At 63.3% G+C, this 12,490-nt stretch carries 12 protein-coding genes; 5 read left to right on the plus strand and 7 right to left on the minus strand.

Annotated features, from left to right (window positions below; genetic code table 11):
* Positions 1-33: 33 nt before the first annotated feature.
* The gene (locus tag ACIU1A_RS23525; protein ID WP_404925403.1) at positions 34-2,343 is read left to right on the plus strand and encodes a response regulator; all 2,310 of its coding nucleotides are present in this window, start codon (positions 34-36) and stop codon (positions 2,341-2,343) included.
* 183 nt (positions 2,344-2,526) lie between these two features.
* Positions 2,527-3,414 carry a GNAT family N-acetyltransferase gene (locus ACIU1A_RS23530; RefSeq protein WP_140500229.1) on the plus strand — a complete coding sequence of 296 codons (888 nt, stop codon included), beginning with the start codon at positions 2,527-2,529 and terminating at the stop codon, positions 3,412-3,414.
* Between the two features lie 117 nt (positions 3,415-3,531).
* Here ACIU1A_RS23530 and ACIU1A_RS23535 read toward each other — a convergent pair whose 3' ends face one another.
* Both ACIU1A_RS23535 and grpE read right to left on the minus strand, forming a co-directional pair.
* Positions 3,532-4,164 carry a trimeric intracellular cation channel family protein gene (locus ACIU1A_RS23535; RefSeq protein ID WP_404925404.1) on the minus strand — a complete coding sequence of 211 codons (633 nt, stop codon included), beginning with the start codon at positions 4,162-4,164 and terminating at the stop codon, positions 3,532-3,534.
* A gap of 173 nt (positions 4,165-4,337) precedes the next feature.
* The gene (gene grpE, locus ACIU1A_RS23540; RefSeq protein ID WP_140500232.1) at positions 4,338-4,973 is read right to left on the minus strand and encodes a nucleotide exchange factor GrpE; all 636 of its coding nucleotides are present in this window, start codon (positions 4,971-4,973) and stop codon (positions 4,338-4,340) included.
* Positions 4,974-5,211: 238 nt separating this feature from the next.
* Between grpE and ACIU1A_RS23545 the strand changes: the two genes are divergently transcribed.
* Positions 5,212-5,412, plus strand: a complete 201-nt coding sequence (locus ACIU1A_RS23545) for a hypothetical protein (RefSeq protein WP_404925405.1) — start codon at positions 5,212-5,214, stop codon at positions 5,410-5,412.
* A 165-nt stretch (positions 5,413-5,577) separates the two neighbouring features.
* A complete protein-coding gene (locus ACIU1A_RS23550; protein ID WP_404928004.1) occupies positions 5,578-6,600 on the plus strand; it encodes a fatty acid desaturase in 1,023 nt (340 codons plus the stop codon).
* 108 nt (positions 6,601-6,708) lie between these two features.
* On the opposite strand, the gene ACIU1A_RS23555 is transcribed toward ACIU1A_RS23550, so the two are convergent.
* From ACIU1A_RS23555 to cysG, 5 genes are all read right to left on the minus strand, one after another.
* The gene (locus ACIU1A_RS23555; protein WP_404925406.1) at positions 6,709-7,242 is read right to left on the minus strand and encodes a DUF934 domain-containing protein; all 534 of its coding nucleotides are present in this window, start codon (positions 7,240-7,242) and stop codon (positions 6,709-6,711) included.
* Between the two features lie 161 nt (positions 7,243-7,403).
* Positions 7,404-8,168 (minus strand): phosphoadenylyl-sulfate reductase, encoded by a 765-nt coding sequence (locus ACIU1A_RS23560; RefSeq protein ID WP_140500238.1) that lies wholly within the window; start codon positions 8,166-8,168, stop codon positions 7,404-7,406.
* Positions 8,143-9,813: a nitrite/sulfite reductase gene (locus ACIU1A_RS23565; RefSeq protein ID WP_404925407.1), complete on the minus strand. Its 1,671-nt coding sequence runs from the start codon at positions 9,811-9,813 to the stop codon at positions 8,143-8,145. Before ACIU1A_RS23565 ends, ACIU1A_RS23560 begins: the two co-directional genes overlap by 26 nt.
* 48 nt (positions 9,814-9,861) lie before the next feature.
* The gene (locus ACIU1A_RS23570) at positions 9,862-10,155 is read right to left on the minus strand and encodes a DUF2849 domain-containing protein (protein ID WP_404925408.1); all 294 of its coding nucleotides are present in this window, start codon (positions 10,153-10,155) and stop codon (positions 9,862-9,864) included.
* Entirely contained in the window at positions 10,152-11,597 is a 1,446-nt protein-coding gene (gene cysG / locus ACIU1A_RS23575) for a siroheme synthase CysG (protein ID WP_140513764.1), read from the minus strand. The genes ACIU1A_RS23570 and cysG overlap by 4 nt, the downstream gene beginning before the upstream one ends.
* A 432-nt stretch (positions 11,598-12,029) precedes the next feature.
* Between cysG and ACIU1A_RS23580 the strand changes: the two genes are divergently transcribed.
* Complete coding sequence (locus ACIU1A_RS23580; protein ID WP_140500246.1) at positions 12,030-12,479, plus strand: host attachment protein; 450 nt, start codon at positions 12,030-12,032, stop codon at positions 12,477-12,479.
* Positions 12,480-12,490 lie beyond the last annotated feature (11 nt).

The following is a 12,490-nucleotide window of genomic DNA, read 5'->3' on the forward strand; positions in this document are numbered from 1 at the left end:
GCTTCCATAATTTCTGTCCGGTAGGGTTTTCGCATGGTCGCGGAATCCGGCATCCAGGAAGTGGAGACTGGCGAAGACGTCGATGCGGTACCTCCGCCGGCGTCGGCGCGGCGGTTCGTCGCCGCACCGCCGCTGGCGCCTGAGCCGCAACAGGCCAGGAATGAGCCGCGATTGGCCGGCCGCGAAGGCTTGCCGCTGCTGACCTTCGTCGCCATCATCATGCTGGCGGGGCTGACGCACCTGACCGGCGCGCCGATCTTCATCAGCCTCGCTTTGCTGGCGACCGGCCTTGCCGGCTTCGGCCTGCACCTGCGCGCCAGAAGGAACGAATACCGCACCGCCGCGCTGCTTGATGAAACCACGGCTCGCAGCCGTGCCGAGATCGAGACGCTGGCCGATCGCATGTGGGAGATGCAGGAGAGCGAAGAGCGCTTTCGCGGTCTGATCGACGCGCTTGGCGATCTCGTCATCCACCGCGACTGCGACGGCTATATCGTCTATGCCAACAAGGTGTTCGCCGATCTCGTCGAGGTCGACCAGCGCGACCTCGCCGGCAAGACCCTGGCGGAACTTGGCATCGAAGTCGGTATCGTTCCCGACGCCGCCTTTTCCGACCATGAATGCCTGAGTTCCACCGACGTCGCCATCCGCACCCCCGGCGGTTCGCGCTGGTTCTCGTGGATCGAACTGTCGGTGCGCGACAAGGACAGCGGTTCTGTCTCGCATCGCGCCATCGCCCGCGACATCACCGCCCGCAAGCGTGCCGAATCCTCGCTGATCACCGCGCGCGAGCGGGCCGAATACGCAAGCCAGGCCAAATCGCGCTTCCTCGCCACCGTCAGCCATGAAATCCGCACGCCGATGAACGGCATCATGGGCATGGCCAGGCTGTTGGCCGATACCAGCCTGTCGCCGGAGCAGCAGACCTATGTCGGCGCCATTTCGACCTCGGCCAGCGCCCTGCTGGCCCTCATCGAGGACCTGCTCGACTATTCCAAGATCGAGGCGGGACGCTTCGATCCCGAACCGCAGCCAATGTCGGTGCGCGAGATCGCCGACAACGTTGTCGAGCTCCTCGCCGCGCGCGCCTTCTCCAAGGATATCGGCCTCGGCTGCCATGTCGAGCCCGACGTGCCGCAATTGATCACCGCAGATCCGGGCCGGGTCAGGCAGGTGCTGCTCAACCTGATCGGCAACGCCATCAAGTTCACCGACAGCGGCGGGGTGCTGGTGAGTATAGCGCGCGCCCGCACTGAAACCACCGACCGCATATGCTTCACCATCGCGGATACCGGGCCAGGCCTGCATGAAGACGACATGGAGCGCATTTTCGAGGAGTTCGAGCAGGCCGACGGTACCTCGACGCGCGCGCATGGCGGAGCCGGTCTCGGTCTTGCCATCTCCAAGCGCCTGGTGACCGCCATGGGCGGCACGATTTCCGTCTCCAGCCGGCTGGGTCAGGGTTCGGAATTCGTCTTCGATATCCCGGCCATCTCCGCGAGCGAGCCACCACCGGGCCGCATGGACGCGCTTCAGGGCAGGCACGCGGTAATCCTGTCGAGAAATATCGTCGAGGCCGACGCCATCGCCCGCAGCATCCGCGCCAATGGCGGCGCGGTCGATATCGCCACCACCGTGGCGCAGGCGGCATCGTTCTCCGGCGATTGCGACGTGCTGCTCGTAGACGCGGCCATGGAAGAGGGCGACGGAAGACTGCTCAAGCGGCTGCGCCAAAGCGGTTTTTCCGATTGCGAAGCCATCACGCTGATCGCCCCGACCGATCGCGGCATGCTCGGCGAGTTCCGCGCCAGCGGCTACGCGACCTTCCTCGCCAGACCGGTGCGAGGCGGAACACTTTTGCGTGTGCTTCTGAGCAGCCATGCGCCGGCGCTTGCCCCGACACGGCCGGAAAAGCCCCACCCGCCGGCGCTTCGCGCCGCCAGTGATCGCCAGCGTGGCCTGTCGGTGCTGATCGCCGAGGACAATGACATCAACGCCATGCTCGCTCGCGCCACGCTGCTGAAGGCCGGTCATCGCGTCAAGGTTGTCGGCAACGGCAAGGCGGCGGTCGAGGCCGTTACCGGTGCCGGACACAAACACCGCTTCGACGTGGTGCTGATGGACCTGCACATGCCGGTGATGGATGGGATGGACGCCATCGCCGCCATCCGCCGTCATGAGGAGGAGACCGCCGTGCCGCCAGTGCCCATCATGGTGCTGTCGGCCGACAGCCAGGAAAAGACCCGCCATGCGGTGCTCGCCCACGGCGCCAGCGGCTTTGTCACCAAGCCGCTCGACCCCGATGCACTGGTCGACGCCATCGAGGGGCAGGTCGCCGCCTGAGACTTTTTTTCATCAATCTCCTGCCGAGCGGCGCCACCTTGCTTTTGCATAACGTAGCCGGTTGACCGTATTCGCCAGCCGACGAAGTATTGCCCGCGACGCCGTATCACGGTACTGTCACAATCCTGTTGCACCTACACCGTATCCCCGTGCCAAGAGGGATGGCTCGAAGGAGAATCACTCGTGCATACAGTTATGCCGGAATGTGACACTCGGCCGAACGCCGGCGGCGCCTTGCTTGCCGGGCGCAATGTCGATTCCGTCACAAAGGGCGCAGCGCTCGGCCGTATCGGCAACCTCGAAGTGCGGCTGGCCCGCAACGAGGCCGAGATCGCGGCCGCGCAGGAAGTGCGCTACCGGGTATTCTACGACGAGCTTGGCGCCAGGAAGAACCTGTTTCAGGTGCAGGACCGCCGTGATGCGGACCGCTTCGATCCGCACTGCGATCACCTGCTCGTCTTCGATACCTCGCTTTCCGGCCCCGAACATCGCCGCATCGTCGGGACCTACCGGCTGCTGCGGCAAGAAATCGCTGCGGCCGCCGGCGGCTTCTATTCCGAAGGCGAGTTCGAGCTGACCAAGCTCATCGCCCGTCACCCCGGCCAGCGCTTTCTCGAGCTCGGCCGCTCCTGCGTCCTGCCGGAATACCGTTCGAAGCGCACCATCGAGGCGTTGTGGCAAGGCATCTGGGCCTACATCAACCACTACGGCATTGGCGTGATGACCGGCTGTGCGTCTTTCCAGGGCACGGTGCCGGCGGCCCATGCCGAGGCGCTCACCTATCTGGCGCATCACTGCCGCACGAATTCGGCCTGGGACGTGCGCGCCGTCGCCGGGCGCTATTGTTCCATGGACCTGATGCCGATCGAGGCGGTCAATGCCAAGGCAGCGATCGCTGCGATGCCGCCCTTGGTCAAGGGCTATCTCAGGGTCGGCGCCCGCATCGGCGACGGCTGCGTCATCGATCGTGAATTCTCGACGGTCGATGTGTTCGTGGTGATGCCGGTCAAGGAGATCGGCGCCCGCTACGTCAACTATTACGGCGGGGAAGCGCAGCGTTTTGCTGCGTGAGCAGTAGTCAGTAGTCAGTAGTCAGTAGTGAAGACATCATAATTTACACCTACTGATTAACCCTAATCACTAATCACTACTCACTACTCACTACTCACTAATCCCTAATCCCTTCTCTCACGAAATATCCTCCGGCCGCCTGCCGGGCCGGCTCTTGTAGGACGCAAACGACCAGCCGAATTTGAGCGCGCCGCCGCGCACGGCGAATGCCGCGGCGAAACCGGCCAAGCCTGACACGATCTGCGGCAGTCCGGCGACATCGCCCAATGTGAAGATCGACGCGCCAACCAGGGCGGCCGTGACATAGATTTCCGGCCTCAGCAGCACCGAAGGCTCCCCTGCCAGCACGTCGCGCAGGATGCCGCCGAATGTGGCGGTCAGCACGCCGGTGATCACGGAAACGACCGCCGAACCGGTGATGGCCAACCCTTTGGCCGCACCCATCACCGAAAAAGCGGCCAGCCCGACGGCATCGAGCCAGAGCAGCCACTTCCAGCGGGATTCGACACGGTGTGCGCTGAAAAACACCAGCACCGCAACCGCCGCGCAGATCAGCACATAGCTGGAATTGGCGATCCAGAAAACCGGCAGGTTAAGGATGACGTCGCGAAGAGTGCCGCCGCCGATGCCGGTGACGCACGCCAGGAAAAGGAAGCCGATAACGTCGAGCTGCTTGCGCGACGCGGCAAGCGCACCTGTCGCCGCGAAGACCGCAACGCCGGCATAGTCGAGAAGCGCGATGGGGTTCAAGGGCGGGACCAGGGAGTAAGGCAGCAGGGGAGTAGGGGAGTATGTTTAGCACGAAGCCGTACTCTTGATACGCCCCTTAGTGCCTTAGTGCCTTAGTGCCTTAGTGCCTTAGTGCCTTAGTGCCTTAGTGCCTTAGTGCCTTATTCCCTATTCCCTATTCCCTATTCCCCTAACTACGCATCCTTCTCCGCCTGCTCGTTGACGGGCCCCGGCTCGACCGGCGCTTCGCCGGCGGCGATTTTCGGGCCGCCCTTGGCAACGCCGACCATGGCCGGGCGCAGCACCCGCTCCCCGATCGAATAGCCCGGCTGCACGACCTGCACCACCGTGTTGGCCGGCACATCGGGATTGGGCACTTCGAACATGGCCTGGTGGAAATTGGGATCGAACTTCTCGCCTTCCGGCGCGAGCTTCTTGACGCCGTGCCGCTCCAGTGCGGACAGCATGGCACGCTCGGTGAGATCGACGCCGTCGATCAGCGCCTTGAAACCCGCATCGCCGGACGCCTTGGCCTCGGCGGGAATCGCGTCCAGCGCGCGGCGCAGATTGTCCGAAACCGACAGCATGTCGCGGGCGAAGTTCGCGACCGCATAGGTACGCGCGTCATGCACGTCGCGCGCGGTGCGGCGACGCAGGTTCTCCATCTCGGCCGCAACGCGAAGCGCCCTGTCCTTCAGCTCTTCATTCTCCTTCAGGAGCCGCACAACCGCTTCATAATCGCCATCGACGCCACCTTCCGTGCGCTCGGCATTGGCTTCGGTCGCCTCAATTTCGTCGGGCGCGCGTTCGTCTTTTGCCTGGTCGCTCATGCCGTTTCCCATCATCTCGAATAGTGTGGATTTTGAGCCCGATATCGAGGTTTGGTGGGCAAAAATCAAGGGGTAAGCGAAGGCACAGGCCCAGCCGTTCAAACCGAATGGCGGTCAGTGCGATGCTTCGATTTTAATTCAAACTTTACCATAGCTTCCACCTTTGCTTGCCCCGGCGGCGCGATCGGGGAACCATTTGCTGGCTGGAGGATTTTCGAACCGACACAGGATTTTTGAAATGACACCCCGCGACAAGGGCGAAAAGAAAGATCGGATCGCCGCCGAAATCCGGCGCCAGCTAGGCACGGCGGCGGTGAGACGCTTTCTGCATGCGCTGCCGGCCTTTCGCGCCGAGAAAGACATTCCCGACCGCTTCCGGGACCAGCTCGAACGTCTCGACGGCCTGGAAAACAGCATGGCTGGCGGCGTGCGCCATTGATGCATGTGACCGGATGCGATCCGGGTTGGCAGAGTTGCAAGGGTTAGAACAGAACCTGAAGTCGCGGCCTGGATCGAGGATCCCGCGCCCCATCGCGACAATTACGCGCGGTAATTTCTCGTGATTAGCCTTGCGGGAGCCGGGCCCCTCCGCCTATGCTTCATGATGAAGATGATTTCCCCTGAGACTGCCGCCAATAGTAAGCGCGCCTGGTTGAAGATCCTGGCGCGCTACAAGAAGCCGGACAGGCGGCGCAGCGCCGTCGAACTGGCGATCACCCTGATCCCTTTCGCAGCACTCTGGGCGCTGTCCTCGATCGCCTTTGCCTATGGCCATTGGTGGGGGCTGGTGCTGATCTTGCCGGCGGCGGGCTTCCTGGTGCGGATTTTCATGATCCAGCACGATTGCGGGCACGGATCTTTCTTCGCCAACCGCACCGCCGATGACTGGATAGGCCGCGTCCTGGGCGTGCTTACGCTGACGCCTTATGATTGCTGGCGGAGTGCTCATGCCACCCATCATGCCAGCGCGGGTAATCTCGACGAGCGCGGCGTTGGCGATATCAAGACGTTGACGGTCGCGGAGTACCGGCGGATGTCCTGGAGAGGTCGCCTCGCCTATCGTCTCTATCGCCATCCCCTGGTCATGTTCGGACTGGGACCGATATGGCTCTTCATCTTCGAGCAAAGGCTGCCGGTCGGGATGATGCGCGGTGGCCTGAAGCCCTGGGTATCCTCGATGGCCACCAACCTCGCCATCGTGCTGGCAGCGTCGATCCTGATATGGTTCGTCGGTATTGGCGCTTTTCTGGTCGTCCACCTGCCGATCGTCATCCTTGCCGGATCGGCCGGCATCTGGCTGTTCTATGTCCAGCACCAGTTCGAGGAGACCGAATGGGCGAAGGACGATGAGTGGGAGTTCCAGCGTGCCGCCTTGCACGGATCCTCCTATTATGACCTACCGCCGGTGCTGAACTGGTTCACCGGCAACATCGGTGTCCATCATGTCCATCACCTCTCCGCGAAGGTGCCAGGCTACCGCCTGCAGGAAGTGCTGCGCGATTATCCGGAACTGCGCGGCATAGGCCGCATCACCCTTCTTGAGAGCCTGCGCTGCGTCAAGCTGGCGCTGTGGGATGAAAACAGCGGCAAGCTGGTGTCGTTTCGCCAGGCACGGATGGCGGCGTAGCCATCTTCTGCCTGGCTCTGCTGTCCCCGATCCGCCGGCGGGCACCTCCTGTCGTCGCGACGGGAGAGGACAGGCGGCCGCAAACCTGTCGCTGGAAGTGTCGTGACGTCAGCCGGCACGCAGCCGACGCCAGGAGTATTTTGGTCCCTTGGGCTTCGGCACGGCGGCAGGCTGGTAGTAGAGTCCCAATCCGCCGGTGCGGCCTTCGTCCAGCCGCTTCAAGAGCACGGGATTGGAGATTTCGAATTCATCGAAACCGAGCCGCAGCATATGCGGCAGTTGGTCGACCAGCACCTGGCCGGTGGCGCGCACGGCACCTTCGAAATGATGTCGGCTGCGCAGCAATTCGCCCTTTGAGAAGGAGCGGCCATCGCTGAACGACGGAAAAGCCAGCGCCACCAGCGACAGTTGGTCGAGCAGGCCAGCAATCCTTTCGAGCTGATCGCCGGGTTGCAGCACGACACCGATCCTTTCCTTGGCCGACCGGCGCACCTCCGGATCGAGATCGAGAAACGCCTGCAGCGGCAGGATGAAGCGGCCATTGCCAGACAGTGCTTCCGCGCCTTCGGCATGAGCCCACTCATCCTCGCGAAAACCCATCGGGGTCCAGAGGCGGGTCTCCGGTATCGTCGGTTCAGTCATCGAAATTTCCTAAAATTCAAAGAGCTCAAGGTGTGTGTTGAGATTCAAGCAGGCCCTAGTCGAAACGATAGCTTCCGAGAGCCGGAGCGGAGCGTACTTGTAGTACGTGAGCCCCCGAAGCCGCCGTTTGCAGGCCGGCCTCACCTGAATATCAGCATACCCTATAGCGATGCGTCGGTCAGCGACTTCTCCAGTCCCGACAGGTGAATGCCGCACTCGGTCTTGGCATGGCCGGCCCAGCGGCCGCTGCGCGCGTCCTCGCCCGGCTGCACCGGCTGGGTGCACGGGAAGCAGCCGATCGACAGATAGCCATAGGCGACCAGCGGATTTTCCCGCAGTGCATGCGCGCGCATGTAGTCCGCCTGGTCCGACGTCGTCCAGTGCGCCAGCGGATTGATGCGGATACGTGGGCCGACCGCCTCGAACACCGGAAGTGCTGCGCGCGTCGAGGCCTGGAAGCGTTTGCGGCCGGTGAACCAGGCGCGGAAAGGCGCTACGCCCCGAGCCAGCGGCTCGACCTTGCGCACATCGCAGCAGGCGTCGGTATTAGTCTGGTGCAGATTGCCGGTCGGATCGATCCGCTCGAGTGCTGCCTCGTCGGGCTTGATCACCTGGATGTTGGTCAACCCGAAATCGGCGACCAGGGCGTCGCGATAGCCGAGCGTCTCCTCGAAATGCTTGCCGGTATCGAGAAAGATGACCGGCAGCGAGCGATCGACTTCGGAAATCATGTGCAGTAGCACGGCCGAATCGGCACCGAAGGAAGACACCGCGGCAATCTCGTCGTGAAACAGGTCGCCTGCCGCGCGTTCGATGATGTCGAGCGGATTCAGGTGGCCGTAAAGCGCGTCAAACCCCGCCGCTTTGGCGGCGATGCCGTCATCGGCGTCGACGATAGGGTCAAGCGGCCTTGGCTTCGCCAGCATAGAGCGCCTCCTTGAACGGCGCTGGACCGACACGGCGGTAGGCGTCGATGAATTTCTCTTGTGAGTTGAGCCGAAGGCCGAGATAGGTCTCGACGATCTGCTCGATGGCGTCGGTGATCTCTTCCGACGAGAAGCCGCGGCCGATGATCTCGCCCACCGAAGTGTTCTCGTCGGCCGAACCGCCAAGCGTCACCTGGTACAGCTCGGTGCCTTTCTTTTCGACTCCGAGAATGCCGATATGTCCGACATGGTGATGGCCGCAGGCATTGATGCAGCCGGAGATCTTCAGCTTCAACTCGCCGATCTCGCGCTGCCGCTCCAGCGAGGCGAAGCGACGCGAGATCTCCTGCGCGATCGGGATCGAACGCGCTGTGGCCAGCGCGCAATAGTCGAGGCCCGGGCACGAGATGATGTCCGATATCAGGTTCGAATTGGCGGTCGCCAGGCCGATATCGACCAGCGCGTCATAGACCGCCTTCAGGTCGGCGCGCGCCACATGCGGCAGGATCAGGTTCTGCTCGTGGCTGACGCGCAACTCGTCGTATCCATACTTCTCGGCCATATCGGCAATCGCTTCCATCTGGCTGTCGGTCGCATCGCCCGGCACTTCGCCGATACCCTTCAGCGAGATGGTCACCGCCGCATAGTCGGGGTGGCGATGCGTCACCACGTTCTGGTCGAGCCAATCCGAGAAGCCCTTGGAATCGAGGCGTGCCAGCTTTACAGCCTCGTCGCCGTCCGGCCGCGCGGTCAGCGCTGGTGGCGCGAAATAGGCGTCGATGGCGCGGATGTCTGCTTCCGGCAGCTTCAACTCGGCGTCCTTCAATTGCTGCCATTCCGCCTCGACCTGGCGCGTGATCTCCTCGACGCCGGTCTCGTGGACCAGGATTTTGATGCGCGCCTTGAACTTATTGTCGCGGCGGCCATGCAGGTTGTAAACGCGCAGGATCGCCGTGCAGTAGGACAAAAGGTCGGCTTCCGGCAGGAAATCGCGGATCTTCCTGGCGATCATCGGCGTGCGCCCCTGGCCGCCGCCGACATAGACGGCGAAGCCGAGCTCGCCGGCCGCGTTCTTCTTCAGGTGCAGGCCGATGTCGTGGGTCTGGATGGCGGCGCGGTCGCGCTCCGCGCCGGTTACCGCGATCTTGAACTTGCGCGGCAGGTAGGAAAACTCCGGATGAACAGATGACCACTGGCGCAGGATTTCCGCATAGGGACGCGGATCGGCGACCTCGTCGGCCGCCGCACCCGCGAAATGGTCCGCGGTGACGTTGCGGATACAATTGCCGCTGGTCTGGATGGCGTGCATCTCGACACTCGCCAGATCGGCCAGGATCGCAGGAATGTCGGACAGCGCCGGCCAGTGGAACTGGATGTTCTGGCGCGTGGTGAAATGGCCGTAGCCCTTGTCGTATTTGCGCGCGATGTGGCCGAGCATGCGCAACTGCTTGCTGTTCAGCGTGCCATAGGGCACCGCGATGCGCAGCATATAGGCGTGCAATTGCAGGTAGACGCCGTTCATCAGCCTGAGCGGCCGGAACTGGTCCTCGGTGATCTCGCCGGCGAGCCGGCGCTGGACCTGGTCGCTGAACTCGGCGACGCGGGCCTGGACAAAATCGTGATCGAACTCATCGTAGCGGTACATGCTTCGTCTTTCAGGGCGCGTCCGCCCGTGTTCACTTCTGGTCTGGGCTTACGCCGCCCGGGAGGCCTGCTTGCCAAGATCGTTGCGAATGGTCGGGCCCGCGGCGCGGATCTTCTCGCGCAACCGCACCGGCTCGACAACGCCGTTCACGATTTCGGCATCGATGAGGTTGACGTCGAGGACTTCGTTGTCGGCGTGGGCCTTGGCACCGATCGCTTCCATGCGATCCTCGGCCGCCTTGTCATGGGCGAGGTCGGCATGGTCCGCCCTCTCGGCCCAGCCGCCGTCTGCGTACCAGACGGCGATGCCGTCGGCGAGCCGGTTGGCGGTCAGTATCTTCATTGCTGAACTCCCTCGGTGGCAGCTATGGGCGCACCTTCATGCCTGTGTGCCGCGAGCGGTTCGGACCGTTCGAAATTGGCGCCGGCGACCGCATCGCCGATGATGGTCATGACCGGACCTGAGAGATCGGCGCGCGCTTCCAACGACGGCAGGTCGGCAAGCGTGCCGTGGAAACGGCGGCGATTGCCGAGGCTGGCATTCTCGACCACGGCTACCGCCGTATCGGGCGAAAGCCCGGCCTCGATCAGCCGGCCGGCAACCTCCGCGGCCACCGAGCGGCCCATATAGACAGCAACGGTAGCACCCGAAATGGCAAGCTTGGCCCAGTCGGGCAGCGAATTGCCCTTGAGATCATGACCGGTGGTGAACACCATCGAGGAGGAAACCCCGCGCAGCGTCAGCGGCAATTCGAAATCGGCGGCGGCGGCGAAAGCAGCGGTGACGCCCGGAACCACCTCATAGGCCACGCCCGCATCACGCAGCGCCGCCATCTCCTCGCCGGCCCGGCCGAACACCAGGGGATCGCCCGACTTCAGCCGCACCACACGCTTGCCTTCGCGGCCAAGCTCGACCAGCAGCGCATTGATCTCGGCCTGGCTCTTGGTGTGACAGCCCTTGCGTTTGCCGACCGCCAGCCGCTCGGCGTCGCGTCGGCCCATGGCGACGACAGCCTCCGGCACCAGCGCGTCGTGGACGATGACATCGGCCTCCATCAGCAGGCGATGCGCACGCAGCGTCAAAAGGTCCTCGGCACCGGGGCCCGCGCCAACCAGGGCGATATGGCCTGAAGCGGATGCAGCCGAACGCAGAAGATCGGCGGCTGCGTCATGCGCCTGCGAAAGCTTGCCAGCTTCGACGGCGCGCGCCGGCGCACCGCCGAAGAACTCGCTCCAGAACCGGCGGCGCGAATTGCCCCTGGGCAGGCTTTCAGCGGCGGCCCGGAACGACGCGGCGAGAGCCGCCAGCCTGCCCAACGAAGGCGACAGCATGCGGTCGATGCGGGCACGCAGCATCTGCGCCAGCACCGGCCCAGCGCCTTCCGTGCCGATGGCGATCGCGACCGGTGCGCGATTGACCAGCGCCGGGGTGAAAAAATCGCAAAGCTCCGGCCGGTCCACCGCATTGACGGGGATGCCGAGCCGGCGCGCATCCTGGACAACGCGCCGGTCGAGCGCCTCATCGCCGCTGGCAGCGAACACCATCACCGAGCCCTCCAGCCGGCTCGCCTCATAGGCCGCGATGTGGGTGGCGCCGCTCTGCGCGATGAAGCCGAGCATGTCCGGTGAGGCGCTCTCCGCGACGATGCGCAGCGTAGCGCTGGACTGCCCAAGCAATCGTGCCTTGGCCAACGCTTCGTCGCCGCCGCCGACGATCGTTACGGCTTCGTCCTCGACCCGTACGAAGACGGGGAAGGCATTGAGCTTGGGGGCGGGCTGCGGCATGGATACGAACGGAATCCTGATCTGGTCTTCACTTCTACGCGTGGGCGCGAAAAAGCTGAAGAAACCCACTCGCGCATCACCTTCCGGGATGCAATCGCTTTTTCTAAAGGGCCGCAGCCAAGAGAAAAATATTCCACCTTGTTGCGGAGACCGGCATCAAGCCGCTGTCGCGGGCCTTGATTTCTCCTCTTTTTTGGGCCGAACGCGCTTTATGACAAAACCGTTTTTTCTAAATTCTACTAATTTAGTAGATTAAAGCTGCCTGGCGGTCGTGCGCGCGCCTCCACCTCGACGGAGCGCCCGTATGACCTGGCTTTTTGGCTGGAACATTACCGGATCGAGGCGCGTTCCTTCCGCATGCGCAATTCAAAATCATACCTGGCCGCGGCGTGAAGCCAAGCGTGGCGGCAGCGAAGGAAGGAGCCCGGCGTCATGAGCGCGATCAAGTTGAAGCACGGCATCTGGATCATGGTGGCCGACGGAGAAAAAGCGCTCTTCCTCAGAAATGCAGGTGACACCAAATTTCCGAACCTCGAAGTGGTGCAGGAAGTGAGGCAGGACAACCCGCCAACGCGCGAGCAAGGCAGCGACAGTCCCGGTCGCTACAATGACGGTCCCTCGGTTCACCGCAGCGCGGTCGAGGAGACGGATTGGCATCGGATCGGCAAGGAGCGCTTTGCCGACGAACTCGCCGAACGGCTCTACAAGCTGGCTCATCGAGGCTCTTTTGACGAAATCATCCTCATCGCGCCGCCGCTCGTGCTCGGCGCGATGCGCAAGATCCTGCACAAGGAAGTCAGCGACAAGGTCAGCGCGGAAATTCCCAAGACGCTGACCAACCACGCGGTATTCGAGATCGAGGCCCTGTTGCGGGCAGCTTGATCGTTGGCGAT

It is taken from the genome of Mesorhizobium maamorense (assembly GCF_044998965.1).
Lineage (GTDB): Bacteria > Pseudomonadota > Alphaproteobacteria > Rhizobiales > Rhizobiaceae > Mesorhizobium.

Bases quoted from the DNA above. Each gene is read 5' to 3' on its own strand.
- ACIU1A_RS23525 (WP_404925403.1), top strand. From the start codon at position 34: ATGGTCGCGGAATCCGGCATCCAGGAAGTGGAGACTGGCGAAGACGTC.
- ACIU1A_RS23580 (WP_140500246.1), top strand. From the start codon at position 12,030: ATGAGCGCGATCAAGTTGAAGCACGGCATCTGGATCATGGTGGCCGAC.
- grpE (WP_140500232.1), bottom strand. From the start codon at position 4,973: ATGAGCGACCAGGCAAAAGACGAACGCGCGCCCGACGAAATTGAGGCG.
- ACIU1A_RS23570 (WP_404925408.1), bottom strand. From the start codon at position 10,155: ATGAAGATACTGACCGCCAACCGGCTCGCCGACGGCATCGCCGTCTGG.
- ACIU1A_RS23565 (WP_404925407.1), bottom strand. From the start codon at position 9,813: ATGTACCGCTACGATGAGTTCGATCACGATTTTGTCCAGGCCCGCGTC.
- ACIU1A_RS23545 (WP_404925405.1), top strand. From the start codon at position 5,212: ATGACACCCCGCGACAAGGGCGAAAAGAAAGATCGGATCGCCGCCGAA.
- ACIU1A_RS23560 (WP_140500238.1), bottom strand. From the start codon at position 8,168: ATGCTGGCGAAGCCAAGGCCGCTTGACCCTATCGTCGACGCCGATGAC.
- ACIU1A_RS23555 (WP_404925406.1), bottom strand. From the start codon at position 7,242: ATGACTGAACCGACGATACCGGAGACCCGCCTCTGGACCCCGATGGGT.
- cysG (WP_140513764.1), bottom strand. From the start codon at position 11,597: ATGCCGCAGCCCGCCCCCAAGCTCAATGCCTTCCCCGTCTTCGTACGG.
- ACIU1A_RS23550 (WP_404928004.1), top strand. From the start codon at position 5,578: ATGAAGATGATTTCCCCTGAGACTGCCGCCAATAGTAAGCGCGCCTGG.